The organism is Cohaesibacter haloalkalitolerans (assembly GCF_003574655.1).
GTDB lineage: Bacteria > Pseudomonadota > Alphaproteobacteria > Rhizobiales > Cohaesibacteraceae > Cohaesibacter > Cohaesibacter haloalkalitolerans.
This window is the reverse complement of the sequence record NZ_QNUM01000002.1, coordinates 535,268-560,071: the sequence shown is the minus strand read 5'-3', so window position 1 is coordinate 560,071 and position 24,804 is coordinate 535,268. Positions and strand designations below refer to the sequence as shown.

The 24,804-nt window shown below is 56.2% G+C and carries 21 protein-coding genes, 1 tRNA gene and 1 pseudogene; 15 read left to right on the top strand and 8 right to left on the bottom strand.

Going from position 1 to position 24,804, the window contains the following annotated elements:
• Positions 1 to 24 precede the first annotated feature (24 nt).
• The gene (locus DSL70_RS06455; protein ID WP_119307309.1) at positions 25 to 1,449 is read left to right on the top strand and encodes an aldehyde dehydrogenase family protein; all 1,425 of its coding nucleotides are present in this window, start codon (positions 25 to 27) and stop codon (positions 1,447 to 1,449) included.
• Between the two features lie 128 nt (positions 1,450 to 1,577).
• Here the strand turns inward: DSL70_RS06455 and DSL70_RS06450 are convergent, their stop codons facing one another.
• The 4 genes from DSL70_RS06450 to DSL70_RS06435 all read right to left on the bottom strand — a co-directional run bounded on the left by DSL70_RS06450 (position 1,578) and on the right by DSL70_RS06435 (position 6,829).
• Entirely contained in the window at positions 1,578 to 2,918 is a 1,341-nt protein-coding gene (locus DSL70_RS06450; RefSeq protein ID WP_119307058.1) for an NAD(P)/FAD-dependent oxidoreductase, read from the bottom strand.
• Positions 2,919 to 2,975: 57 nt separating this feature from the next.
• The gene (locus DSL70_RS06445) at positions 2,976 to 4,370 is read right to left on the bottom strand and encodes an aspartate aminotransferase family protein (RefSeq protein ID WP_119307057.1); all 1,395 of its coding nucleotides are present in this window, start codon (positions 4,368 to 4,370) and stop codon (positions 2,976 to 2,978) included.
• A gap of 74 nt (positions 4,371 to 4,444) precedes the next feature.
• Positions 4,445 to 5,878: a glutamine synthetase family protein gene (locus DSL70_RS06440; protein ID WP_119307056.1), complete on the bottom strand. Its 1,434-nt coding sequence runs from the start codon at positions 5,876 to 5,878 to the stop codon at positions 4,445 to 4,447.
• 258 nt (positions 5,879 to 6,136) lie between these two features.
• Positions 6,137 to 6,829 (bottom strand): GntR family transcriptional regulator, encoded by a 693-nt coding sequence (locus DSL70_RS06435; RefSeq protein ID WP_119307308.1) that lies wholly within the window; start codon positions 6,827 to 6,829, stop codon positions 6,137 to 6,139.
• A gap of 172 nt (positions 6,830 to 7,001) precedes the next feature.
• On the opposite strand from DSL70_RS06435, the gene DSL70_RS06430 reads away from it, so the two are divergent.
• The 13 genes from DSL70_RS06430 to DSL70_RS06370 all read left to right on the top strand — a co-directional run bounded on the left by DSL70_RS06430 (position 7,002) and on the right by DSL70_RS06370 (position 19,938).
• Positions 7,002 to 8,111, top strand: coding sequence for a polyamine ABC transporter substrate-binding protein (locus tag DSL70_RS06430; protein WP_119307307.1), 1,110 nt, complete (start codon positions 7,002 to 7,004; stop codon positions 8,109 to 8,111).
• A 409-nt stretch (positions 8,112 to 8,520) separates the two neighbouring features.
• Positions 8,521 to 9,687: an ABC transporter ATP-binding protein gene (locus DSL70_RS06425; RefSeq protein ID WP_119307055.1), complete on the top strand. Its 1,167-nt coding sequence runs from the start codon at positions 8,521 to 8,523 to the stop codon at positions 9,685 to 9,687.
• Between the two features lie 93 nt (positions 9,688 to 9,780).
• Positions 9,781 to 10,689 (top strand): ABC transporter permease subunit, encoded by a 909-nt coding sequence (locus tag DSL70_RS06420; protein WP_245418126.1) that lies wholly within the window; start codon positions 9,781 to 9,783, stop codon positions 10,687 to 10,689.
• A 1-nt stretch (position 10,690) separates the two neighbouring features.
• Positions 10,691 to 11,509 (top strand): ABC transporter permease, encoded by an 819-nt coding sequence (locus tag DSL70_RS06415; RefSeq protein ID WP_119307053.1) that lies wholly within the window; start codon positions 10,691 to 10,693, stop codon positions 11,507 to 11,509.
• A 228-nt stretch (positions 11,510 to 11,737) separates the two neighbouring features.
• Positions 11,738 to 13,138 (top strand): glutamine synthetase family protein, encoded by a 1,401-nt coding sequence (locus DSL70_RS06410; RefSeq protein ID WP_119307052.1) that lies wholly within the window; start codon positions 11,738 to 11,740, stop codon positions 13,136 to 13,138.
• Between the two features lie 659 nt (positions 13,139 to 13,797).
• Positions 13,798 to 15,093: a histidinol dehydrogenase gene (gene hisD / locus DSL70_RS06405; protein WP_119307051.1), complete on the top strand. Its 1,296-nt coding sequence runs from the start codon at positions 13,798 to 13,800 to the stop codon at positions 15,091 to 15,093.
• Between the two features lie 113 nt (positions 15,094 to 15,206).
• On the top strand, positions 15,207 to 15,773 hold the full coding sequence (locus tag DSL70_RS06400) for a UPF0262 family protein (RefSeq protein WP_280955337.1): 567 nt from the start codon (positions 15,207 to 15,209) through the stop codon (positions 15,771 to 15,773).
• A 1-nt stretch (position 15,774) separates the two neighbouring features.
• Positions 15,775 to 16,239 carry an arsenate-mycothiol transferase ArsC gene (locus tag DSL70_RS06395; protein WP_119307049.1) on the top strand — a complete coding sequence of 155 codons (465 nt, stop codon included), beginning with the start codon at positions 15,775 to 15,777 and terminating at the stop codon, positions 16,237 to 16,239.
• Between the two features lie 466 nt (positions 16,240 to 16,705).
• Complete coding sequence (infA, locus tag DSL70_RS06390; protein WP_090070279.1) at positions 16,706 to 16,924, top strand: translation initiation factor IF-1; 219 nt, start codon at positions 16,706 to 16,708, stop codon at positions 16,922 to 16,924.
• A 344-nt stretch (positions 16,925 to 17,268) separates the two neighbouring features.
• A complete protein-coding gene (locus DSL70_RS06385) occupies positions 17,269 to 17,892 on the top strand; it encodes a Maf-like protein (RefSeq protein ID WP_119307048.1) in 624 nt (207 codons plus the stop codon).
• Between the two features lie 27 nt (positions 17,893 to 17,919).
• Positions 17,920 to 18,150 (top strand): DNA gyrase inhibitor YacG, encoded by a 231-nt coding sequence (yacG, locus tag DSL70_RS06380; RefSeq protein ID WP_119307047.1) that lies wholly within the window; start codon positions 17,920 to 17,922, stop codon positions 18,148 to 18,150.
• Positions 18,151 to 18,423: 273 nt separating this feature from the next.
• Positions 18,424 to 18,499: transfer RNA gene (locus DSL70_RS06375), tRNA-Phe, on the top strand.
• Positions 18,500 to 18,723: 224 nt separating this feature from the next.
• Complete coding sequence (locus DSL70_RS06370) at positions 18,724 to 19,938, top strand: tyrosine-type recombinase/integrase (protein WP_162916406.1); 1,215 nt, start codon at positions 18,724 to 18,726, stop codon at positions 19,936 to 19,938.
• Between the two features lie 10 nt (positions 19,939 to 19,948).
• On the opposite strand, the gene DSL70_RS06365 is transcribed toward DSL70_RS06370, so the two are convergent.
• The gene (locus DSL70_RS06365; RefSeq protein ID WP_119307045.1) at positions 19,949 to 20,176 is read right to left on the bottom strand and encodes a helix-turn-helix transcriptional regulator; all 228 of its coding nucleotides are present in this window, start codon (positions 20,174 to 20,176) and stop codon (positions 19,949 to 19,951) included.
• A gap of 161 nt (positions 20,177 to 20,337) precedes the next feature.
• Here DSL70_RS06365 and DSL70_RS06360 point away from each other — a divergent pair, with 161 nt between their 5' ends.
• Positions 20,338 to 20,865, top strand: a complete 528-nt coding sequence (locus DSL70_RS06360) for an AAA family ATPase (RefSeq protein WP_119307306.1) — start codon at positions 20,338 to 20,340, stop codon at positions 20,863 to 20,865.
• Positions 20,866 to 21,867: 1,002 nt separating this feature from the next.
• On the opposite strand, the gene DSL70_RS06355 is transcribed toward DSL70_RS06360, so the two are convergent.
• The 3 genes and pseudogenes from DSL70_RS06355 to DSL70_RS06345 form a co-directional block, all read right to left on the bottom strand.
• Positions 21,868 to 22,890 carry an alpha/beta hydrolase gene (locus DSL70_RS06355; RefSeq protein WP_119307044.1) on the bottom strand — a complete coding sequence of 341 codons (1,023 nt, stop codon included), beginning with the start codon at positions 22,888 to 22,890 and terminating at the stop codon, positions 21,868 to 21,870.
• A 117-nt stretch (positions 22,891 to 23,007) separates the two neighbouring features.
• On the bottom strand, positions 23,008 to 23,475 hold the full coding sequence (locus tag DSL70_RS06350; protein WP_119307043.1) for a cyclophilin-like fold protein: 468 nt from the start codon (positions 23,473 to 23,475) through the stop codon (positions 23,008 to 23,010).
• A gap of 201 nt (positions 23,476 to 23,676) precedes the next feature.
• A pseudogene (locus tag DSL70_RS06345) lies at positions 23,677 to 24,726 on the bottom strand (NAD(P)-dependent alcohol dehydrogenase).
• Positions 24,727 to 24,804 lie beyond the last annotated feature (78 nt).

Genomic DNA, 24,804 nt, shown 5'->3' with positions numbered 1-24,804 from the left:
AGAGCGCAGAGGGGCGCAGCAATCATGTTGGACAAACGAAAGTTCTTTATCGGTGGAAAATGGGTTGACCCGATCTCGGCAACGGATCTCGACGTCATCAACCCGGCGACCGAAGAGGTGATCGCTGTCATTTCCATGGGCAGCGAGGCCGACGCGGACGCTGCTGTGAAGGCGGCCAACGCGGCTTTTCCGAGCTATTCGCAAACCATCAAGGCCGAGCGGGTGGCGCTGCTTGAGAGCATTCTGGAAGCCTACAAGGCCCGTCATGATGAAATGGCCGAGGTGATCACTGCCGAGATGGGCGCGCCCTGCAGGCTCTCCCGTGATTCTCAGGCGGCTGTCGGTGTGGGGCATCTGGAAGGTTTCATTGAGGCCCTCAAGGCCTATGAGTTCGAAAGCACCTGCTGCGGGGATACCATCCTGCGCGAGCCGATCGGTGTTTGCGGCCTGATCACGCCGTGGAACTGGCCAATGAACCAGATGGTGCTGAAAATTGCCCCGGCGCTGGCCACTGGTTGCACCATGGTGCTGAAGCCTTCCGAGCTGACGCCGCTGTCGGCCATGCTCTATATGGAAATCCTGCATGAAGCGGGCGTGCCTGCTGGCGTGATCAACCTTGTCAACGGCGAAGGGCCGGTGGTCGGCTCGGCGCTGTCCCGCCATCCCGATATCCAGATGATGTCTTTCACAGGCTCGACCCGTGGCGGTGTGGCCGTGACCCGGGATGCTGCCGAAACCGTCAAGCGCGTGGCGTTGGAGCTCGGTGGCAAGAGCCCGAATGTTGTTTTTGCCGATGTCGAGGATCTGGAAAAATCCGTGACCCGCGGCGCGCGGGCCGTCTTCTCCAACACCGGCCAGTCTTGCAACGCGCCAACCCGGATGCTGGTTGAGAAGAGCGTCTATGACGACGCCATGCAGATCGCCAGAACGGTGGCTGAAAATACCGCCGTTGGTGACCCCGCCGAGGACGGGCGCCATATCGGTCCACTGGTCAGCCAGATGCAATATGAAAAGGTGCAGGCGCTGATCCAGAAGGGCATCGATGAAGGCGCGACCCTGTTGGCGGGCGGCACCGGCAAACCCGAAGGGCGCAATGTGGGCTATTTCTGCAAGCCCACCGTCTTTGGCAATGCCAACAATCAGATGACCATCGCCCGCGAAGAGATCTTCGGGCCGGTGCTGACGATGATTCCGTTCGAGGGGGAGGAAGAGGCCATCGCTATTGCCAACGACACCCCCTACGGCCTTGCCGCCTATATCGAAACCGGCGATGAGGCCCGCGCCACCCGTGTTGCCAGAGCTCTGCGCGCCGGGATGGTCCGCATCAACGGCACCGACATCAACTGGGGCAGCCCCTTCGGTGGTTACAAGATGAGCGGTCTGGGCCGTGAGGGCGGCCATTTCGGTATGGACGATTTCCTTGAAATCAAGGCCATCTCGCGTCCTTAAGTCGGGATTTATCGATTTGAAACTCACCGATGAGAAAGGGGCCATGAGGCCCCTTTGTTGTTTCCTGATTGTTGATTTGGGCGGATCAGTCGCTGATCGGCAGGCCCTTGCGATCAGATCCGGGGCGATCATGGTCGGGCTGGGGTGCCGATCTTGTCCCGCGTCTTGTAGTAGAGCATCGCCATGACCAGCAGGGCGTGGCGCAGGTGACGCCCGCCGGGGAACGGGTAGGTCGGCACATGGTCCATGGCGTCGAAGCGGCTGGCCTGACCATCAATGGTGTCGGCAAGGATCTTGCCGGCGATGGTGGCAATCGCCACGCCGTGGCCGGAAAAGCCGCTGGCGTTGAGGATATTCTTGTCCAGCTTGGCGAAATAGGGCATGCGGTTGACGGTGATCCCGAGCGTGCCACCCCAGCCATAATCGATGCGCACATCCTTGAGCTGCGGATAGATTTCCAGCATCGGCTTGCGCACGAAGGATTTGATATCTTCCGGAAACTTGAAGCTGTAGGTCTCGCCACCGCCAAACAGCAGCCGCCGATCCGCCGACAGGCGATAATAGTTGATTACGAATTTGCTGTCCGCGACCCCGAAATCATCGCGGATCAGCTCCTTGGCCAGAGACTCGTCCAGCGGCTCGGTGGCAAGGATGTAGTTGTTCATCGGCATGACGCGCGCGGCAACCTTGGGCACCAGATTTTCGATATAGCCATTGCAAGCAAGGATCAGATGGCTCGCCCGCACCTCACCTTTGGCGCATTTGATGGTAACCGTTGCGCCCTTCTCGATGGACAGCACTTCGCTGTTCTCAAACAGCGTGGCCCCCGCAGCGCGGGCTGCTTCGCTCAGGCCCAGCGCATAGTTGAGCGGATGGAGATGGGCGGCGAACATGTCGACCATGCCGCCATAATAGGCCCGTGAGCCGACCATTTCCTCAACTTCGGCCTTGTCGACATAGCGGATGTGTTCATAGCCATAGTCACGATTGAGCTTTTCGACATAGGCGCGGGACTCTTCGGCATAATGGGGTTTGTGGTCCGCATGCAGCGTGCCGGATTTGAGGTCGCAGTCGATGTGGTGATCGGCAATGAGATCGCGCACCATCTGGATGCCATCGACGGAAATGTCCCAGAGCATCCGGGCCTTTTCCGTGCCGACCATCTTTTCCAGCACATCCTGATCGAGCCGCTGTCCCGTGCAGACCTGACCGCCATTGCGCCCGGAAGCACCCCAGCCGACCCGATGGGCCTCCAGCAGGATCACCTTGTAGCCCTTCCGGGCTAGATGCAGCGCGGATGAAAGACCAGCATAACCGCCGCCAATGACACAGACATCACACGTTTGGTCGCCTTCAAGGGAGGGGAGCGGGGCGTGCGGGTTGGCTGTCGCGGCATAATAGCTGTCGGGATAGGTTCCCTGCTTGTCATTTCCGTGAAGAAATCCACCCTGCGGGCTGCTCAGACTCATGACTGCACCTTTGATGATTGTGCCAGCAGGGAAGGGGCCCTTCCCTGCCAGTCGGACTTACTTGTAGAGACCGCGATCCTTGAGTTCGGCAAGGGCCAGATCGAGGCATTTCTCAGCCTTGCCCACCAGTTCGTCGATCTCGCTGTTGGTGATGATGAGCGGTGGCGAAATGATCATGGTGTCGCCGACGTGGCGCATCACGAGGCCATTGTTGAAGCAATGCTCCCGGCAGATGAGACCGGCGGTTCCCTTGCTTGCGGCAAAGGGGGCACGCGCTGCCTTGTCCGGGGTCAATTCCAGCGCTCCGACCAGCCCCTTGGTGCGGGCTTCGCCGATCAACGGGTGATCGGCAAGCTGGGCCCATTTCTCCGCCAGATAGGGCGCCGCCCGATCCCGGACGCCGTCGATCAGATGCTCGTTCTCGATGATCTCGAGGTTGGCGAGCGCGGCGGCACAGGACACCGGATGGCCCGAGTAGGTGTAGCCATGGGCAAATTCCCCGGCATTTTCGATAAAGCCTTCGGCCACGCGGTCCGAGACCAGAACACCGGCAATCGGCAGATAACCCGAGGACAGGCCCTTGGCGATCGGCATCAGGTCGGGCTTGATGCCATAGGTGTCGGTGCCAAACCAGTTGCCGGTGCGTCCGAAGCCGCAGATCACTTCGTCGGCAATCAGCAGGATTTCGCGTTCGTCACAGATGCGCTGGATTTCCGGCCAGTAGCTGTCTGGCGGAATCACTACGCCGCCGGCGCCCTGAATGGGTTCGGCGATGAAGGCGGCGACCTTGTCTTCGCCGATCCTGTCGATTTCCGCTTCCAGCAGCCGGGCACGCATCAGTCCGAATTCGGCCGGGTCCATGTCACCACCCTCACCATACCAGTAAGGCTGGTCAATATGGGTGATGTCGGGAATCGGCAAGCCGCCCTGGGCATGCATGCCGGTCATGCCGCCAAGCGAGGCGGCTGCCACCGTCGAGCCATGATAGCCGTTCTTGCGGGCAATGATGACTTTCTTGTCCGGCTTGCCCATGCTGGCCCAATAGTGGCGGACCATGCGCACGACCGTATCGTTGGCTTCCGAGCCGGAGTTGGCATAGAAGACATGGTTGATATGGTCCGGCGCGATCGATGCCAGCTTTTCAGAAAGGGCAATCACCGGCGGGTGCGAGGTCTGGAAGAAGGTGTTGTAGTAAGGCAGCTGTTCCATCTGCCGCATTGCGGCTTCCAGAATCTCCTTGCGGCCATAGCCGACATTGACACACCACAGCCCGGCCATGCCATCAAGCAGACGATTGCCCTCGCTGTCATAGAGATAGACGCCGTCGGCCCGGGTGATGATGCGTGCGCCCTTTTCATTGAGCTGCTTGGTATCGGTGAAGGGATGCAGGTGATGGGCTGCATCCAGTTTTTGCAACTCTTCAGTCGGTGGCAGGTTGGCCATAAAATTCATTTTCAACTCCCGTCTCTGGAGGCCGTTCTTGATGACGGCTCGGCGGATGGTCTCTTGCTAGGGCAATGGGTGGATCAGACAGTCAGCAGCAGGTGCTCGCGCTCCCACGGGCTGATGACCTGGTTGAATTCCTCGGATTCATGCAGCTTGATCTGGCTGTAGACGCTGACGAAGTCGGGGCCGAGCAGATCATGCAGCTGTTCGTTCTTCTCGAGGCGACCGAGCGAATGATGCACGGACCGTGGCAGCGAGAAGGGCATGTGATGGGCGTGATGCTGAAGCTGTGGTCTGGGCTTGTCCTTGTTGATGATGCCCAGAAGACCGCATGCAAGGCTTGCTGCAATCGCCAGATAGGGGTTGGTATCGGCACCGACCAGCCGGTTTTCGATACGCCGGTTCTTTGGGGTCGAATTGGGAATTCTCAAGCCCACGGAGCGGTTGTCGATGGACCATTCCAGATTGATCGGTGCGGAATCGCCAGCCAGCAGGCGACGGTAGCTGTTCACATAGGGCGCAAGGATGCTCATCACATCCGGCAGGTATTTTTGCTGACCCCCAAGGAAGTGGTAGAACAGCTCGCTCGGCTCGCCATCAGGGTCGGAGAAGACATTCTCGCCGGTCACGGCATCCACCACGCTCTGGTGAATGTGCATGGCGCTGCCCGGCTCATTGTCCATCGGCTTGGCCATGAAGGTGGCGTAGCAGTCATGCCGGAAGGCGGCTTCGCGGATGAGGCGTTTGAAGACGAAGATCTGGTCGGCCAGATCAAGCGGGTCACCGTGGATCAGGTTGATCTCCAGCTGACCGGCGCCCCCTTCCTGAATCACCGTGTCGATTTCCAGCCCCTGTGCCTCGGCGAAATCATAGATGTCCTCGATGATGCGGTCATATTCGTCCACGGCGGCAATGGAGTAGGCCTGTCGACCAACTGACTGTCGCCCGGATCGCCCGATGGGCGGCTCAAGCGGATAGTCGGCATCAGTGTTTCGTTTGGTCAGATAGAATTCCAGCTCCGGCGCAACCACAGCCTTCCAGCCCATGGCCTCGAAGCCGCCGATGACACGGCGCAGCACGTTGCGGGGCGCCAGTTCCACCGGCTCGCCGTCAAGCGTGTAGAGATCGTGGATAACCTGCAGTGTCGGATCGTTCGCCCATGGCACGGCGCGCATGGTCGACAGGTCGGGGACCAGCTGGATGTCCCGTTCCATCATGAAGTCCTGCCGGTCTTCCATCTCGATATAGGCACCGGTGATGGTCTGGAAGAAAATGGAGGTCGGCAGATAGGTCGGATTGAGACCGGAAAACTTGGAGGCGGGCATGGCCTTGCCGCGCGCGATGCCGACGATATCAGGCACAACGCATTCGACCTCGTCGATATGCCGGGTGCGCATCCACTCGCGCACGTCCTCGGGTTTGAGAGGGTAGGAAAAATCATCGGACCCGGCCTTGCTTTCAAGGCTGGCAGATAGGGTGCTTTCAATTGCGGTAGCGTCGTCAGAGCTGGTCATAAAGATACCTATGGAAGTCAAATCGCAGAGAAGCGATTGCCATGATAGCCTACTTCAAAGTGTGATCACAAAGCAAGATAATTTTGTGATCACAAAATGAGGTAGTGTAAAATTGCCAATGCCATATTAGCGATATATGGCAAGCTGGACATGGCTACGATGTGTGAATTGGGGTGCCAAACATGCGCTGCGCGGCACTGGATTGTCTTGACTGGCTGCTATTGGGCTGTGGAGGTGACTGGTTCTTGTGGCGTGCAGTCAGATATAGTCGCCAATAAAGAACATGCCCTGCCGGACATCTTCAGAGATTGCTGTGCGCAATGCCAGACTATCCTTGGCTTTCAGGGCTTCGATGGCCTGCTTGTGCTGATCGACCAGATTGGCGGTGCCGTGGCGGCCATACACAAGCCGCATGAAAGGGCCGAACTGCATCCAGACGCTCTCGACCAGCCGGATGATGACATCGGACCGGGCGATCTCGTAAAGGGCAAAATGGAAGGCGTGATTACCGCGCATATAGCCTTCGACGTCACCGTTTTCAAGGCAAACGTCAATGGCGTCGTCAATCTCAATGAGGCGCTGGATGTCGGCCTCCTGCACATTTGGCAGGGCCATGACGGCCAGTTCCGGCTCAAGCAGGGACCGGGTGAGATTGATCTCGCGGTATTTCTTGTTGGTCATGGCTGGAATTGAGACGCGACGGTTGCCGTGGCTTTCGAGGGCTCCCTCGGCGGTCAGGCGGCGCACTGCATCCCGAACCGGCATGGGAGAGACTTCCAGATGATCCGCCAGTCCGCGCAGGGTCACGGCCTTGCCTGGCAGGAAGCCGCCAAACAACAACCGCTCGCGCAGCGCCTGATAGATCCGCTCGTGGGCGGTCAGGGGCCTTGCCTCTGCCGTTTCCTCGGCTTCTCCGAATTGGTGATATGTCTCGATGTCATCCTTTGTCATAAACTCCTTATACCGGCGCTTGCTGAACATGCAAAGAGAATTTGATCGAAAAGGCTTGCGGCGGGGAAAATTTTGTGATCAAATTTTGGAACAATAGCCAAAAAGGCTAATCGGGCGACAACAGCCCACCGCAATCACCACAATTCCCGATAGCATCAAGGGGACATATATGATGGCAGACAAAGCAGACAAGCTTTTCTCCAAATCCGCATTGGCTCTGGCAGCCCTGCTCACGGCAACGGGCACAGGCATGGCGGCAGACAGGGAACTCCATATTTTCAACTGGTCGGACTATATTGACGAGTCCATCATCACCGACTTCGAAGCCGAAACCGGAATCAAGGTCACCTATGACGTGTTCGATTCCAACGAGGTACTGGAAACCAAGCTGCTGGCAGGCTCCACCGGTTACGACATCGTGGTGCCGACCGGAACGTTCCTTCAGCGTCAGATTCAGGCCGGCGTCTTCCAGAAGCTGGACAAGTCCAAGCTGCCCAACCTGAAAAACATGTGGGACGTGGTTTCCCAGCGTACCGCCGCCTATGATCCGGGCAACGACTATTCCATCAACTATCTCTGGGGCACCACCGGCATCGGTTTCAATGTTGCTGCCGCCAAGGAACGCATGGGCGATATGCCGCTCAACACCTGGGACATGATCTTCAAGCCCGAGAATGCCGCAAAATTCGCCGATTGCGGTATTTATGTGCTGGATGCGCCGACTGAAGTGATCCCGCTGACCCTGATGTATTTGGGCAAGGACCCCAACAGTCACGATACGGCCGACATCGCGGCCGCTGAAGAGCTGCTGATGTCCATTCGCCCTTACGTGCAGAAATTCCATTCTTCCGAATATATCAACGGATTGGCGAATGGCGATATCTGTCTGGCCATCGGCTGGTCCGGGGATGTCTTCCAGGCGCGAGACCGCGCTGCCGAAGCCAACAATGGCGTCGAAGTGAATTACATCATCCCGAAAGAGGGCGCGCAGATGTGGTTCGACCAGATGGCTATTCCGGCTGACGCCAAGAATGTGGAAGAAGCCCATATTTTCCTCGACTATATCATGCGCCCGGAAGTGATCGCCAAGGCCTCCAACTATGTGGTCTATGCCAACGGCAACCTTGCGTCCCAGAAGCTGCTTGACGAGGAAGTGCTGAACGATCCGGCGGTCTATCCCGACGAGGAAACGACCAACAAGCTGTTCGTTCACATGCCGTATCCGCCCAAGGTGCAGCGTATCGTGACCCGCGCCTGGACCAAGGTCAAGTCCGGCCAGTAGCGCCCGAGACGAAGCGCCCGGTCAGGTTGGCATTGCCCGCCTGATGTAGGCACTTCGGCACAGACAGAGCCTCTCCCGCCTTGGTTCCGGCATGGGTGGGAGGGATCTGACGCGGGTCTTGAGGGATCTGGTCGACAGAGCGTGAGCCTGCCATCCGGCGGCGGCCCGGTCGCTGCCCAATCGCGGCAGGATGACGTCTTGGTTGCCTTCGTCGTTCATCGCCAAAGGCTGCCAGCACCCTGCAAGCTCTTGATCGAGTTTCCGGTCAGGATCCGTGTCCCGGAATTGCTGCAGAACCGGTCACCTTTCTGTGGTTGAGAGAGGTTGGACGGCACGATTTTTGCTTTTCCGAATACCGCCAGACCCTCCCGTTGGCGGGTGATCGGACATTTGAATAGCGAGATTGATAATGAATGGTTCCCCCAATTTCGGATCCGGCTGCAGTTTTGCGCCATGGGCAGATCCGCATGAAAAGCCTTTGATACGGTTTGATGCCGTCACCAAGAAATTTGATGATTTTGTCGCCATCGACAATTTGAACCTGAAGATCTATGAGCGCGAGTTCTTTGCACTTCTCGGCCCCTCCGGCTGTGGCAAGACGACGCTGATGCGCATGCTTGCCGGGTTCGAACAGCCAACGACCGGCTCGATCATGATGAATCAGGAGCATCTCACCGACATCCCGCCCCACCGGCGCCCGGTCAACATGATGTTCCAGTCCTACGCCCTGTTCCCCCACATGACGGTGGAACAGAATATCGCCTTCGGGCTCAAGCAGGAGCGACGACCGAAGGCGGAAATAAAAGAGCGCGTCGAGGAAATGATCGCGCTGGTGCAGCTTCAGCCTTTCGCCAAGCGCAAACCACACCAGCTCTCCGGCGGTCAGCGCCAGCGCGTTGCGCTCGCCCGTTCACTGGCCAAAAAGCCCAGGTTGCTGTTGCTCGATGAACCGCTGGGCGCGCTTGATCGCAAACTGCGCGAACAGACCCAGTTCGAGTTGATGACCATTCAGGAAAAGCTCGGCCTCACCTTCGTCATCGTCACCCACGATCAGGAAGAAGCCATGACGGTGGCCAGTCGTATCGCCTTGATGGAACAGGGCAAGGTGGTTCAGGTGGCAACCCCGCGGGAAATCTACGAGACACCCAATTGCCGCTATGTAGCGGACTTCCTTGGCGACGTGAACATCGTCGGTGGCCATATCCTTGGCCCGGATGACAAGGAAGAGGACATCGTCCAACTGGCCTGGCACGAGGACTATGCCCCCTTGCGTGTACGTCTGCCGCAGCCGGTGACCTTCCCGGCAAAGGGCAAGGAAATGTGGATCGCCGTGCGGCCCGAAAAGGTCCGCATTACCAAGGACTATCCGACCGACACCCACAACATCCTCAAGGGCAAGGTGCTTGACATTGCCTACACCGGCAACATTTCCACCTATCACGTCAGAACCGAGGACGGACAGATCATCAAGTCTCAGGAGGCCAATCTGGAGCATCTGCACCGCCGGGCGATCACCTGGGATGACGAGGTCTATGTGCACTGGCGCGCCGGTGGTTGCGTGTTGCTGGAGCGCTAGGCCATGAGCAACCTGACCAACCTCACTGAAGTGACGGATCTGCTCACCGCAGGCGAGCCGGAAACGCCTCAGCGCCCGAAACGACGCAGCCGCATGGTCCTGCCGAAGAATTTCGGTCGCTGTGCGCTGATACTGGTGCCCTATGTCTGGCTGCTGGTGCTGTTTCTCATTCCCTTCATCATTGTCGTCAAGATTTCCCTCTCTGACACGGCCATCGCTATGCCGCCCTATACGCCGACCTTCGATTGGGCTGGTGGCTGGGCGAGTTTCAAGGAGATGGTGGGCGGCTGGGATTTCGAGAATTTCACCTGGCTGATGGAGGATGATCTCTACTGGAAGAGCTATCTGTCCAGTCTCGAGATCGCGTTTGTCTCCAGCCTGCTGGCCCTGCTGATCGGCTATCCCATCGCCTATTCCATGGCTCGCGCCCCGGCCGAATGGCGGCCCACGCTGCTGATGCTGATCATTCTGCCCTTCTGGACCAGCTTTCTCATTCGCGTCTATGCTTGGATCGGCATCCTCAAGAAAGAGGGGCTGCTCAACATGTTGCTGATGCATCTGGGTATCATCGACGACCCGCTGACGATCCTCAACACCGATCTGGCGGTTTATATCGGCATTGTCTATTCCTATCTACCGTTCATGGTGCTGCCGCTTTATTCGTCGCTTGAGAAGATGGATGACTCCCTGCTGGAAGCGGCGACCGATCTGGGCTGCTCACCCTTCAAGGCCTTCTGGCTGATCACGGTGCCGCTGTCGCTGCCCGGCGTCATTGCCGGATGTTTTCTGGTGTTCATCCCGGCAGTGGGGGAATTCGTCATTCCCGATCTCTTGGGCGGGTCGAACACGTTGATGATCGGCAAGACCCTGTGGGTGGAATTTTTCGCCAACCGCGACTGGCCGGTGGCCTCCGCCGTGGCGGTCATTCTGCTGATCCTGCTGGTGGTGCCCATCGTGCTGTTCCAGCGACAGCAGGAAAAGCAACAGGAAAAGGGAGCGTGACATGAAACGGTTCAGCTTTTTCAATGCTTCGGCGCTCACTCTCGGCTTTGCCTTCCTCTATCTGCCGATTGTCCTGCTCATCATCTTCTCTTTCAACGAGAGCCGACTGGTGACGGTCTGGGGCGGGTTTTCAACCAAATGGTACAGCGCCGTTTTTGCCAACAAGGGCTTCATGGATGCCGCCTGGGTGACGGTCCGGGTGGGGGTGGTGTCTGCCACGCTGGCAACGATCCTTGGCACCATGGCCGCTCTTGTGCTGGTGCGGGCAGGGCGCTTTCCCGGCAAGACGCTGTTTTCCGGCATGGTCTATGCGCCGCTGGTCATGCCTGAGGTCATCACCGGCCTGTCGCTGTTGCTGCTGTTCGTCTCGCTCGATTTTGACCGAGGCTTCTGGACGATCATTCTGGCCCACGTCACCTTCTCCATGTGCTATTCGGCGGTTGTGGTTTCCTCGCGGCTTGTGACCTTCGACATGTCGCTGGAAGAGGCGGCCATGGATCTTGGAGCAAGCCGCATGGCAACCTTCTTTCAGGTCACTGTTCCGATCATCCTGCCCGCCATTGTGTCCGCGTGGCTCCTCAGCTTCACGCTGTCGCTGGATGATCTGGTGATCGCCTCTTTCACCTCGGGCCCGGGGGCGACGACCCTGCCGATGAAAATCTATTCGCAGGTGCGGCTTGGGGTAACCCCCGAGATCAATGCGCTGTCGACCATCCTCGTCGTGCTGGTCTCCACCGGGGTCATCGCGGCCTCCCTGCTGACCAAACGGCGCGAGGTACAGCGTCGGCGCGAGGAAAGGGCAGCCTTCGCCGAGTCATGAGGCATCTCTCATGCTTTAAGAGACTTGAGCGAGCGTATAAAGACAACCAAACTCGGGCAAACATTCTCAAAGCCGGGCACTCGCGAAAAAGAACACGAGAAAAAGAACACGGGAAAGAGCCAATGGTCGCCGACATCGGGCCATTGCGCTTCCATTGCCAAATCTGTATGGCAGTCAATTCAAGGAAGCCGGGTCAGGAAAAAGGCCCGTTGAACAAACGAGGCAATCATGCTGAAGACCGAAAACACTGAACAGCAAAAGCAGAGTTTCAAGGCCGAGGCCGAGGCGTTCCTCAAGGCCCACCCGGATCTGGTCAAGGTGGAAATGCTGCTGCCCCGCTTCTGCGGCTCCCTGATGGGCAAATGGCTGCCTGCCAGCATGCTGCCAAAGCTTGCCGATGGGGCTGTGCGCCTGCCGCGTTCCACTGCTGCGCTCGACATCTGGGGCGATGATGTGCCGCTGGTCGGCATTGCGCTGGAAAAAGGCGACCCGGACGGCATCTGCATGCCCGTTCCCGGTACGCTCAGCATGGTGCCGTGGGCCAGCGAACCGACCGCTCAGGTTCTGGTGACCATGAAGGATCTGGTGACCGGCGAAGACTGCGGCTATGACACCCGCACCACTCTGGCCCGCATGGAGCAGCGCTTTGCCGACCGGGGGCTGACGCCGGTTGTCGCCACGGAGCTGGAATTCTACCTGATCGATGGTGAAACCACCGCAACCGGTCATCCGCAGGGGCCAATGGTGCCGGGGCTGGGCGAACGGCTCACGGCAAGTCAGGTCTACAACATGGACGTCATCGCCGCCTTCGAGCCGGTGCTGGCTGAGATCTATCAGACCTGCCAGATCCAGAATATTCCGGCCGAGACAACCATTTCCGAATTCGGCCCCGGCCAGTTCGAGATGAACCTGTTGCATGTGCCGAGCGCGCTGGTGGCCGCAGACCACTGCATGTTGTTCAAGCGCGTGGTGCGCAATGTGGCTCGCAAGCATGGCTTTGATGCCACCTTTATGGCCAAGCCCTATGCCCATTCCGCTGGCAATGGCTTCCACATCCACATGTCGGCGCAGGATAGCCAAGGCCGCAATATCTTTGCCGGTGACAGTGACGTTGAGGCCAACGAGCCGCTGCGCCATGCGATCGGTGGCCTGCTGGAGCATATGCGCGAATGCCAGATCCTCTATGCGCCCCATGCCAACAGCTATCGCCGCTTCCTGCCCGAGAGCTATGCGCCGACCACCCCCTGCTGGGGCTATGATCACCGCGCGGTCGCCATCCGCGTTCCGACGGCCAAGGGCGCCGCTGCCCGCCTTGAGCACCGGGTCGCCGGCGCAGATGCCAATCCCTATCTGGTGATCGCCTCGCTGCTGGCGGGCGCGATCACCGGGTTCGACAAGGCGCTTGATCCGGGTGCGCCGGTGGAGACGCTGGAAGATGTCGCCGCCAAGACACCGCTGACACCCATCTGGCAGGAGGCGATTGCCAAATTCGGCGCGTCGGACTGGGCTCGCGATTTGTTCGGCGAAGATTTCCACACCAGCTACACCCGCTCGCGGCAGGCTGAGGAACGGATCGTTTCCGCCGTCATCACCGACTTCGAGTGCCGCAGCTATCTCAGGACCGTGTAGCGACTAGACAGGACCTTCCGGGGCCAATTGGGGCCCCGGTTCTTGCCAGCAGAAGAACTTTTCGGATGAAAAATCCTTCTGGTTCGGACTGGCATTTCGACAATTTTGACAAGAGCCCGACAGGGTCACCCTTGAGGGAACAAATTCATATTTAATCAGTTGCACTGAAAGCCGAATATGCACACTCTTCGTGGAGTGGTAGGCTGTCAGAGTAAGGGAGAAGGCAAATGTTTGAGAATATTTACTGGATCGTCTTCGGGGCCGTCATTCTTCTTGGCGCCTTTTGGCTTTTCATGATGTGGTTCCGTGCCCCACGCGAAGGCCGCTGGCGCAGAGGCGACAAATAGGCCAGCGGCGACATCCCTGGAACTGAGGCTTGTCTGAGCTTTGCCCTTTCTTGACGGGTGGGGGTGGTGCCTGCGCCCGCATCCGTGCGGGTGCCCGTGTTCGTGCCTTGCCTTCCGCCATTCCGCATCTGTCCCGATTGCCTGCTTGTCATTCTTGTCCCTTCCTGCAGGTGAAGTTGCAGGCAGGGCAGATATTTTTCTTGCCTCCCTTGATAGAAACTCTCATAAAAGCGCCGTTATTCGGGGTGGCTGCCTGTTGGCCCACCTCGCAGCATGAGAATTCAGGCAAGCCGCATAGAAGAGGACCCCGCCATGGCCATCCGTCTTGACGCAACCGACAGCACGTTCGAAGCCGCATTCCGCGATCTGCTGGCCATGAAACGGGAAGTGTCCGACGACGTCGACGCCATCGTGCGCGATATCATCGCCGATGTCCGCAGCCGTGGCGACGACGCCCTTTATGACTATACGGCCAAATTCGACCGCTACGACGCTCGCGCCAAAGGCTTGCGCATCAGCGCTGAAGAGATCGACGCTGCGGTTGCCAAGGTTGACCCGGAGGTGATGAAGGCACTGGAGCTTGCCGCCGAGCGCATTCGCTCCCACCATGCCCGCCAGTTGCCGAAGGACGATTTCTACGAGGACGCTCTGGGGGTCAGGCTCGGCTCGCGCTGGACGGCCATCGAGGCGGTCGGCCTTTATGTGCCTGGCGGGCTGGCGGCCTATCCGTCCTCTGTTCTGATGAATGCCGTACCTGCCAAGGTGGCCGGTGTCGAGCGTCTGGTGATGGTCGTGCCGACCCCAGACGATGTGCTCAATCCGCTTGTGCTGGCGGCTGCCAGACTGGCCGGTGTTGACGAGATCTATCGCATCGGCGGCGCGCAGGCCGTGGCTGCACTGGCCTATGGCACAGAGACCATCGCCCCGGTTTACAAGATCGTCGGGCCGGGCAACGCCTTTGTGGCGGCAGCCAAGCGCCGGGTCTTCGGTCTGGTTGGCATCGACATGATCGCCGGACCATCCGAAGTGCTCATTCTGGCCGACAAGAACAACGACCCCGACTGGCTTGCCGTCGACCTGATGGCGCAGGCTGAGCATGACAAGGTGGCGCAGGCCATCCTCATCACCGATGATGCCGCAACGGCGGACGCCACCGTGGAAGCCGTCGAGCGTCTGTTGACGACCTTGCCAAAGGCCGACATTGCCGGAGCCAGCTGGGCCGACTATGGCGCAGTGATCACCGTGCCCGATTGGGAAACCGGTTTGGCGCTGGCCAATCGCATCGCGCCGGAACATCTGGAGCTGGCCATGGACAACGCGCCGGACTATCTGTCGAAGGTGCGCAACGCCGGGGCCATTTTTGTTGGCCACTACACCCCGGAAGCCGTGGGGGATTATGTCGGCGGTTCCAACCATGTTCTGCCGACGGCCCGCTCTGCCCGCTTCTCCTCGGGGCTGTCCACTCTCGACTTTGTCAAACGCACCTCCGTGCTGGAATGCAATGTCGACAACCTGCGCCAGATCGGCCCGGCCGCTGTTACGCTCGCTCGTCAGGAAGGCCTTGAAGCCCATGCCCGTTCGGTGGCAAAACGCCTCAATATGGAATAAACACCCGGATAGTTAGGAATTTCGTGCTAACCCTTAGGCGGAAAGTTTGACTCTGGCTGACAAGTTGGGCAAACATCGAACCCAACGCATGGGACAATATCGAATGGTGCACTATGGCTGAACGGGACGGAGAGGTCGATTACATGGAAGCCTCCGATCAGCAGCAAGACGAGACGTCTTGCGGGACGGCAGAGTCAGCGACCGACCATGGTCCGTTTTCCCTTTGCATGATCGTGCTGGACCCGACCTCCATCCAGCCTGCCACGCCCGATATCGAGCATGAACGCTCCGTTGCCATTTTTGATCTGGTGGAGGAAAACAACTTTCACCCGGTCGGCCACGATGAGGGCGGCCCCTACCGACTCGACCTTTCCATGATCGAGCGGAAACTGGTGATGGACATCAAGCTGGAGAATGGCGATCAGGTCGCGACCCATATTCTCTCGCTGACCCCCTTTCGCCGCATCATCAAGGACTATTTTCTGATCTGCGACAGCTATTACGAAGCCATCAAGACAGCCACCCCCAGCAAGATCGAAGCGATCGACATGGGGCGGCGCGGCCTGCACAATGAGGGATCCCAGATCCTTCAGGCACGCCTTGATGGCAAGATTGAAACAGATTTTGCTACCGCGCGGCGCCTGTTTACGCTGATCTGCGCATTGCACTGGCGGGGGTAGCATGGTTCTTGGTCTCATCGGGCCGGATCTTCGTCCCGACTCCATCCTCTTCGCCTGCGGCATGAACGCCATTCGCTCGCCGATGGCAGCAGCGCTTGCCAAGCATCTGTTCCCCGGCGCCTTCTATGTGCAGTCAGTGGGGGTTCGCTGTGGCAAGCCCGATCCTTTTGCCGCCGCCGTCATGGAGGAAATCGGGCTTGATATCTCCGAACACGAGCCCAGCTGCTTTGACGATCTGGAGGACAGCTATTTCGATCTGATCATCTCGCTTGCTCCGGAGGCTCATCACCGGGCGTTGGAATGGAGCAGGGGTCATGCGGTGGAAACCGAATACTGGCCGACCATGGACCCGGCGCTCGTGACCGGATCTCGTGAGCAGATCATGGATTCCTATCGGGCGGTGCGCGACGGCCTGATTGTCAAACTGAAGGACCGGTTCGACTGGGTCACCAATATTCGCGCTTGAAGCCGGAACCTCCCGGCAAAAGGAAACGGCTCGCCCGCCAAGCATTCATCAAGGTCTCATCAAGTTCAAACAGGGTAAAATGCCCTTAAAAAGGGTCTGAAACAGCCGTTTTCGTGAAAAATGCGTGAAGCGATTGCACTCATACTCGCTTTGGACTAGATTGCGCGCACTCTCATTGATAAGAACGGGCACATTGGGTCGAATTCTTGCATGCTCGCAAGCTGATTCATGCTACTGTCGATTATCAAGCAAAACGCAGGATGGAAAAACCATGTCAACCGGTGCACGGCGAGACCGTTGCAGTGGAGCAGGACAGGGTTTGCCAATCCCCGCCCGGCGCCGAAAGACCGTGAACAAAGGGTCTTTGTGGCCATGACGGGCAAACAGGAACCTAGATGACGCCGTCGTGCCGCTCGCACGTGGCTTTGCTAACAGAATACCAACCTAAAAGGACTGAAGAACGCTTATGGCGAAAGAAGAAGTATTGGAATTCCCGGGTGTTGTAACCGAACTGCTGCCAAACGCTACTTTCCGCGTCAAGCTGGAAAACGATCATGAGATCGTGGCGCACACGGCAGGTCGCATGCGCAAGAACCGCATTCGCGTTCTGGCTGGCGACAAGGTTCAGGTTGAAATGACGCCATATGACCTGACCAAGGGCCGGATCACCTATCGCTTCAAGTAAGCGCTCGATGGAGGCTTGCGATAAGGCGCGCCGCCGGATTGTGAGCGGCCTGCCCGATGTAGGCTGGTGTGGCCCCGCTTCGACTGACGATAGGGAAAGGTCCTTCTGCCTTAGAGGGATCTGGGGTCTCGGAGCGATGCTGCCGAGCTCTGCACCAGAGTGAAAGTCGGACAAGTCCGGCTTCTCTGCCATTTGTAGAATGAATTGCGCGTTTGTATGAAGCCGGTTTCTTGCATCCAGGCGCTCAGGGTATCACTTTCGGGCCTTCCCGTGGGTCTCGCTGATCAACAGCGTGGGGCAACAGCAAGGGAAAGGCTCCGAGACAGAAGAATATTGATTGCGTCATGACTGATTCCCACCGTCTGGTCCTTGCCTCTGCTTCTCCGCGTCGTTTGCAGCTACTGCAGCAGATTGGTATCGAGCCCTTTGCGCTCAAACCTGCCGATCTCGATGAAACACCGCGCAAGAACGAACAGCCGCGCGCTCTGGCCCAGCGTCTGGCCGCAGGAAAGGCCGCAGCTGTCTACGCCATGCGCAAGGAAGATCCCGATCTCAACGGCTGCTATATTCTGGCCGCAGACACGGTCGTCGCAGTTGGCCGGCGCATTCTGCCCAAGGCCGAGCTCGCCGAAGAGGCCGCCCTGTGCCTCAACCTGCTTTCTGGCCGCACGCACAAGGTCTTTTCCGGCATTTCCCTGATAACCCCAAAGGGCAAGACCCGCACCAAGGTGGTTACTACCAAGGTGCGCTTCAAACGCCTCAGCCATGACATCGACCCCTATATCGCTTCTGGCGAGTGGCGCGGCAAGGCGGGCGGTTATGCCATTCAGGGCATCGCCGGGTCGTTTGTCGTCAATCTGGCTGGCTCCTATAGCTCGGTGGTCGGGTTGCCACTGCATGAGACCTCCAATCTGCTGATTGGCGAAGGGTTCCCCTTGCGCCTCAAGTGGCTCGGCGGCGTCGAGTAGGGCGCAGCAATCAAGGAACTATCCTGCATGACAACTGAACAGGGCAAAAACGGGAAACCGAAGGCTGGAACCGTCACCGGCTTGCGTCGGACGCGCCCATGCCCGATCTGCTCCAAGCCTTCCACCAAGGAGAGCTATCCCTTCTGTTCGGAGCGCTGCAGACAGGTCGACCTTAGTCGCTGGCTCTCTGGTGTCTATGCCATTCCGGCCAGCGAGGAAGATGATCCGGACGAAAGCGATTTTGATCAACAGGATTGAAGCAGCCTTTTCGCCTCTGTGCGAAATTTTCGATAAAACAATGGGATAGAAGCCAATTCGGCGGAAATCCCGGCTTTTCTCTCGCGAATGTCCACGCAGATCTGTTGCCTCTTGCCGGATTGATGAAAAAAATCCATCGCCCCTGTAGAAAACATCAAAAGCGCACTGGACAGGCGAATATGAACCTTCTATAACGCCGAAACAAATTGCAAGGTTGCCTCGGCAACCAACGCAAAATGCCTTGTCTTTCAAGCTTGAACGACAAGTTGTTGTGCCCGGATAGCTCAGTTGGTAGAGCAGCGGATTGAAAATCCGCGTGTCGGTGGTTCGAATCCGCCTCCGGGCACCATCATTTTTTCCCAGCCCGTCCCACTCATATCGACAAGTCATTGGAATTATGGGATTTTTAGGTCTCAGATTTCTCGGAGTGTGTCAGGCGATTTCACCAGATCCGACCCGTCTGGGGCCATATTTGGTGCCATATTTGGGGCCAAAATTTTTCATGAATTCATTGATGGCCCCAATTTTAGGGTTTCATGCCACCTGATCGCTCCTGAACCAGGGAGAATTACTGTGGCACTGACAGATCTTCAAATTCGGCAACTTCGCCCCAGAGACAAGGCCTATCAATGCACCGATGGTCTCGGGCTCTATCTTGAAGTCTCCCCGAGTGGAGCGAGGCTTTGGCGATATAAATATCGCTTCATGAAGAAGCAAAAACGCCTTTCCCTTGGAAGCTATCCCGATGTGAGCCTTGCTGAGGCGCGTGACAAAAGAAATGAAGCACGAAAAAGGCTTGATGCCGGAGAGGATCCGCTTGCTGAGCGCAAGCGCGAAAAGCTCGTTGCAGCGTTCGCAGCCTCAAACACTTTCGGCGATATCGGTCGAGAATATATTAAAAAGCAGATTGCTGAAGGAAGGTCGCCCAAAACGATTGAGAAATCCAATTGGCTTATTAGGCAGTTTGCACTGATCGATGAACGACCTGTAACTGAACTAAAGCCTCTTGATATTCTCGCTGTTCTGAAGCGGCTCGAGGCGCACGGAAAATATGAAACGGTTATGCGTTGCCGTTCCTTCGCCAGTTGTGTTTTTCGCTACGCCGTGGCGACAGGGAGGGCAGAGGAAGATCCTACTGTCGTTCTTCGAGGCGCTTTGATCCGGCCAAAGGTGACGCACTATGCGGCGATCATAGAGCCAGACGGTGTTGGCGATCTGCTTCTGGCAATCGATAATTATCCCGGCAACCCCATCTCGCGGATTGCCTTGCAGATAGTACCGCACATTATGGCGCGTCCTGGAGAATTCAGAAAGGCGCATTGGTCTGAGTTCGATCTTGATGCGGCTATCTGGAAGATCCCTGCGGAGCGCATGAAAATGCGGCGTCCTCACCAGACGCCTTTGTCGAAACAGGTCATCGCATATCTCAAACAACTTATGCCGATGACAGGCCCTAAGGGCTTTGTCTTTCCGGCCTACCATACGACCAAGCGTCCAATGAGCGAGAATACGGTCAATCAGGCACTTCGACGTATTGGCTATGCACGGGGTGAGGTGACTGCGCACGGATTTAGGACGACGGCTTCAACGCTTCTTAACGAGAGCGGGCTTTGGAGCCCTGATGCTATAGAACGTTCTCTCGCTCATGAAGATGCAAACAGCATTCGCGGTATCTACAATCGCGGACGCTACTGGGAAGAGCGCGTCCGAATGCATCAGTGGTGGAGTGACTATCTGGATGAGCTGCGTGATAAGGCGGCAAATAGGTTGTTAACACGGCGCCGCTGATTGGTGGTTATCATAAAACCTTCTTGCCAGACGCTTCAGGCGCGGTACCAGCTCGCCATCTTGCAGGATTGGCAATCCAACGATTGACCTCTGACTCTCGCCATCCTGTGCCATGGATGCTGATCTTGATCTGTGTTGGAAAGGTCCCTTCGGCCATCTTTCGGTAGATGGTCGATCGGGATAGGCCCGTTCTATCGAGAACGGTCTTAAGGCGAATAATGCGATCTGGTTGGCTCATGTCTCGCTTGGCTCCGGTTGGTTGTCTCTGGCGGCTTCTGAGCTAGAAAGAACCTGTATGTGCCATTGGGCAAGAGCGCTCCGATAGGGGGCGCACTGCAGCGCAAAAAAGGTGGCAAATCGGATCGGCAGTACACTCAGCAGGAAAGGAAAAGAATTAGCATGATGCAACATGTGATCTTGTCAGGCTGCTCGGGAGGTGGGAAATCCACACTGCTCAATGAGCTCGCTTGCAGAGGCTTTGAAACAGTGCCTGAACCGGGAAGAAGAATTATCGCCCTTGAACGTGAAGGAGATGGATCTGCGCTCCCTTGGGCGAATATGGAAGCATTCGCTAGGCGGGCGCTTGAAATGGCAGCGCGAGACAAGCTTCAGGTCAAGCATGAATCTGAGTGGCAATTCTTTGACCGTAGTCTCATCGACGCTGCCGTGGCTCTCGAGAGCGCAACCGGTGAATCGATCGAGAACACACTAGCGCCTTTTCCTCGCTATTATGAGAAGGTCTTCATGACACCGCCATGGTTCGAGATCTATTCGATGGATATAGACCGTGTCCATGGCTTTGAAGAAGCTGTACGTGAATTTGATCGCTTGGTCGCCGCTTATAACAGATTAGGCTATGAGGTTATTCACTTACCTAAGACCGATGTTCAGAGCAGAGCTGATTTTGTTCTACGCTTGCTCTGCTGACAATTCAGTTTTGGGACTGAGCTCATAGAGCCTAACGCTTGCCTGCCGCTTCGACCTGAATCACGATTTCTTTGTTTTGACGGGAAGTACGGCATCGGACTTCCTCTCCGCCATTTTTCCTTATAATGTATTGAAATAATTAGTTTTTCTGGAATAGGTTAATTCCTTCCCCCCTTTTCGTCCCCCTATTAAACAGCTGAATCTCTGGGCTATTGCGAGTAATTGCGTCTCCAAGAGCAAAAGCAGTTTTCCCCGTTTAGCTCTCGGTTTTCGCGTAATAAGCCAGCGTTGGAGACAATTTCGCTCCATCCGCAACGAACTGTGAGTGAAATACGTGGCTTCTAGGTATCACTAGGGAGAAATCGCTCATCAATTCAATGAGCTCCACCTGACAGGTGATGTGCGCGGGGTTTGAAGCAGAGAGCTTGTTATGTCTCGGCGGAATGAACCGTCATGTTTGAACCACCCCAATCCAACCAATCTTTCTTTTGGTTGGATTTTTACCATGGCAACGCCAAGACTGTTGTTCGCTCCAATACTATGTTTTGAATGCTAGGTCCGAGATCGTTCAACATTGAGTTTATTTTTGCTGGGTTAAGCCCAAAGTTGAAGTACGCGTATGCTTTGTGCTTTGGACAGATCATCAAGACTCTAAAATTCTGCTGCACAATTGATGGAGTAGACGTTCGGGCGGAAAGTCGACCTCTACCTTAGATGTGAAATGACGGACACCTCAGACTAGAGCGACCATTCAGATTCCTTTTTGGGTACAGCGAATCTATAACGGCGAGCGATATTCTGGCTCGTCATTCGCGAGGGGTGTTTTGAGCTGGAAGACAGCTTTCGAGTCAAGCACATGCTGAAAGCAGTTAAGTTAGTCACGCCCAGGCCAAGGGCCTTGTTGATACGTCAATCGGCTCACGATCCTATTCATGAGCCGATTTTGCTGAGAAGTAGCCAAGAGTTTTCCTATAGAAAACATGCCAATCCAAAGAGTGCTTTTTACTTTAGGTTTTGGCTAAAGAAATTAGAAATTTTTTCAAACGGAATCATATCAACCCTGTCATAGAGATCGATGTGGCGTGCTCCTGGTACGACATATAGTTCCTTAGGGTCTTTTGCTCTTTTGAAGGCCTCATCACCAAAAGTCCTCGAATGAGCTTTCTCACCCACGATGAATAAAATCGGTCTTGGTGAGATTTGGTCGATATATTCAAACAAGGGAAATTTCAGCGCACCAACCATGCTTGTTAATGTGAAGGTCTTTGCGGCTCTTGGATGGTGACCTCGCTTCATTCCGTAGTATTCGTAGAATTCCGATCGTACTGGATCCAGCCCTTCTGGGATTGTCGTAGTTGGCTTATCTGGATACATTTGAGGAGAATGTTCCGGTACGCCAGCTTCGAAGTCTTTCCAACGCTGTTCGCCAAGTCGATCCAGCCTGGTATTGAGAGCATTTTGATCACCATTGAACCTGTTTCGCATGTTAAAATCATACATCACGGAAGTGACAACGGCTTTAATTCTGCGATCGACCTGAGCTGCTGTAAGCACGAAGCTACCGCCCCCGCAAATACCGATTGCGCCAATTTTGTTTCGGTCCACGTAGGGCAAAGAACCTAAGAAATCTACTCCAGCACTGTAGTCTTCAGAGTAGAAATCCCAAGAAAACAGATTTCGTGGTTCCCCTCCGCTTTCACCATTGTACGATTGGTCGAACGCGACAGCAACGAAGCCTCTTTCAGCCAATGAATTGGCATAAACACCCGGGCCTTGTTCCTTTACGCCCCCAAAGGGAGGTCCGATGATAATTCCATCATACTTCTTGGATTTGTCTATATCTTTTGGGATGTAGAGATCTGCTGAGATCATAATGCCGTAGCGGTTTGGATAGGACACCTTCTGATGAACGACTTTGTCGCTGAGCGGGAAGGTCTTGTCCCAAGTCTCTGCTCCTGCAGCAACTGCAATACTTGTCATTGCAAACCAAGCTCCTGCAATGATCATTGTGGTAATCTTGCCCATTTATATCTCCTGCTGGGATCGGTTGACTGCTAGACCAAGGCAAGGTCACTAAGCTGATATGAAGGCATATTGGCCGTGTTTACTCGTTCCAGCAGCATTCATGCTTTGCTTCCTCGATTATTCTGAGAGTGAGATCGTAACGCTCAGGTCGCCTGATTGATTTAGTGCATCAGCATTGGATGTAATTCTTGCGATGCGGATCACACCAGCCGCATTGGGACCGCGCCCGCGGTAAAATGCGATGTTTTTCCAGGGGGCATAATAGGCAATGTCGCCGGTCGTTCCGGCGTCTGTCACTGGAGCTCCCTCTTCTGACAGACTGTTCGGCAAAGCGCCACTGACCTTTTCAGCTGCACTGAAATCCCGCAGAGACAAGGTAAGTGGCAACAGTTCAACGAAATCCCGTGCTGTTGGATTATCTTCTGTTGTTGCTGTCATGATCATGTTGCCGATACGGATATTCAAATGCTGTGTTCCTCTTTGTTGCGCTACAGCCTGACTAGTGTTTGGGGATACGCCCCATGCACTAGCCAAGACGAACAGGACACAGAGGTTTGCTATAGATCTTGTAAAAATTTTAGACATGGAATGAGCCTCATACGAGAGGGATTTCGGAGAATATGACCAGCTTGTCTAACGGAATTACACCTCCTGAAGCGCAGATGGTTATGTCCTTGTCCATCTCGGCAACACCCGAGATCTGTTCCGGTTTTTGCGCGCGTTTCGAGGTCTACGAACTCTCCGTTGCAATTGTTGATCTGGGTGGCTACTACGAAATGGCTGCTATCAAAGGGTCAGGGTGGCGTTGTCAATAACAAAACGATATTTGACATCGCCCTTCAGTAACCGCTCATAGGCAGTATTGATTTCATCAGCGCGGATCAGCTCGATGTCTGAGACGATTCCGTTTTCGGCGCAGAAATCGAGCATTTCCTGAGTCTCAGGGATGCCTCCGATCATCGAGCCGGCGATAGCTCTGCGCTTGAAGATCAGATTGAAGACCTCCGGTCAAGGATGCGGCGTTGCGGGCGCGCCCACCAGTGTGAGGGTCCCGTCACGTTTTATCAAAGCCAGATAGTCGTCCAAGCTATGTGGTGCTGCCACTGTATCGACGATAAGGTCGAAGCTTTTGATGTGTGCTGCCATTTCTTCGGCATGCCGCGAAACGATCACTTCATCGGCACCAAGTGCTTTTGCGGCTTCGCGTTTGCTTTCTGATGTGGTGAAAGCAACGACATAAGCACCCATTGCGTGCGCGATTTTAACGCCCATATGACCCAAACCACCGATTCCGACAATGCCAACTTTCTTGCCAGGCCCAGTGTTCCAATGCGGTAAGGGCGAATAAGTCGTGATACCTGCACAAAGCAGGGGAGCTACGGCAGCGAGCTGTTGTTCCGGATGGCGGATGCGCAATACGTAACGTTCATGGACCACTATCTGTTGCGAATATCCACCAAGGGTCCAGCCAGGATCGTCCGTAGTCGGAGAGTTATAGGTCCCGATCATATCGTCGCAATAGTTTTCGTGGCCTGAGTCGCATTCTTCGCAATGCTGACAGCTATCAACGATGCAGCCGACACCAACGAGATCACCAGCCTTAAAGTTCATCACATGAGCGCCCACAGCCGAAACTCGACCGACGATTTCGTGTCCAGGCACACATGGGAAATGCGTGCCAGCCCATTCTGCGCGGACCTGATGCAAATCTGAATGACAGATGCCGCAGTAGGCAATCTCGATCACAACATCGTGGGGGCCGGGAATCCGGCGGTTTATCTGCATGGGTTCCAGAGGTTTATCGCCCGCGTGGGCACCATATGCATTAACAAACATAAGCCGTTCTCTTTCATGTTGGTTTGATCTATGAGACGCGCTGGCTAAGCGTAGCACTGTCCAATCCAGCCCCCACAC

Coding starts and splice junctions, on each gene's coding strand:
- DSL70_RS06410 (WP_119307052.1), top strand. CDS start 11,738: ATGCTGAAGACCGAAAACACTGAACAGCAAAAGCAGAGTTTCAAGGCC.
- DSL70_RS06400 (WP_280955337.1), top strand. CDS start 15,207: ATGGCTGAACGGGACGGAGAGGTCGATTACATGGAAGCCTCCGATCAG.
- DSL70_RS06430 (WP_119307307.1), top strand. CDS start 7,002: ATGGCAGACAAAGCAGACAAGCTTTTCTCCAAATCCGCATTGGCTCTG.
- DSL70_RS06365 (WP_119307045.1), bottom strand. CDS start 20,176: ATGAGCCAACCAGATCGCATTATTCGCCTTAAGACCGTTCTCGATAGA.
- DSL70_RS06385 (WP_119307048.1), top strand. CDS start 17,269: ATGACTGATTCCCACCGTCTGGTCCTTGCCTCTGCTTCTCCGCGTCGT.
- DSL70_RS06355 (WP_119307044.1), bottom strand. CDS start 22,890: ATGGGCAAGATTACCACAATGATCATTGCAGGAGCTTGGTTTGCAATG.
- DSL70_RS06445 (WP_119307057.1), bottom strand. CDS start 4,370: ATGAATTTTATGGCCAACCTGCCACCGACTGAAGAGTTGCAAAAACTG.
- yacG (WP_119307047.1), top strand. CDS start 17,920: ATGACAACTGAACAGGGCAAAAACGGGAAACCGAAGGCTGGAACCGTC.
- DSL70_RS06415 (WP_119307053.1), top strand. CDS start 10,691: ATGAAACGGTTCAGCTTTTTCAATGCTTCGGCGCTCACTCTCGGCTTT.
- DSL70_RS06440 (WP_119307056.1), bottom strand. CDS start 5,878: ATGACCAGCTCTGACGACGCTACCGCAATTGAAAGCACCCTATCTGCC.
- DSL70_RS06455 (WP_119307309.1), top strand. CDS start 25: ATGTTGGACAAACGAAAGTTCTTTATCGGTGGAAAATGGGTTGACCCG.
- DSL70_RS06420 (WP_245418126.1), top strand. CDS start 9,781: ATGGTCCTGCCGAAGAATTTCGGTCGCTGTGCGCTGATACTGGTGCCC.
- DSL70_RS06350 (WP_119307043.1), bottom strand. CDS start 23,475: ATGTCTAAAATTTTTACAAGATCTATAGCAAACCTCTGTGTCCTGTTC.
- infA (WP_090070279.1), top strand. CDS start 16,706: ATGGCGAAAGAAGAAGTATTGGAATTCCCGGGTGTTGTAACCGAACTG.
- DSL70_RS06425 (WP_119307055.1), top strand. CDS start 8,521: ATGAATGGTTCCCCCAATTTCGGATCCGGCTGCAGTTTTGCGCCATGG.
- hisD (WP_119307051.1), top strand. CDS start 13,798: ATGGCCATCCGTCTTGACGCAACCGACAGCACGTTCGAAGCCGCATTC.
- DSL70_RS06360 (WP_119307306.1), top strand. CDS start 20,338: ATGATGCAACATGTGATCTTGTCAGGCTGCTCGGGAGGTGGGAAATCC.
- DSL70_RS06435 (WP_119307308.1), bottom strand. CDS start 6,829: ATGACAAAGGATGACATCGAGACATATCACCAATTCGGAGAAGCCGAG.
- DSL70_RS06450 (WP_119307058.1), bottom strand. CDS start 2,918: ATGAGTCTGAGCAGCCCGCAGGGTGGATTTCTTCACGGAAATGACAAG.
- DSL70_RS06395 (WP_119307049.1), top strand. CDS start 15,775: ATGGTTCTTGGTCTCATCGGGCCGGATCTTCGTCCCGACTCCATCCTC.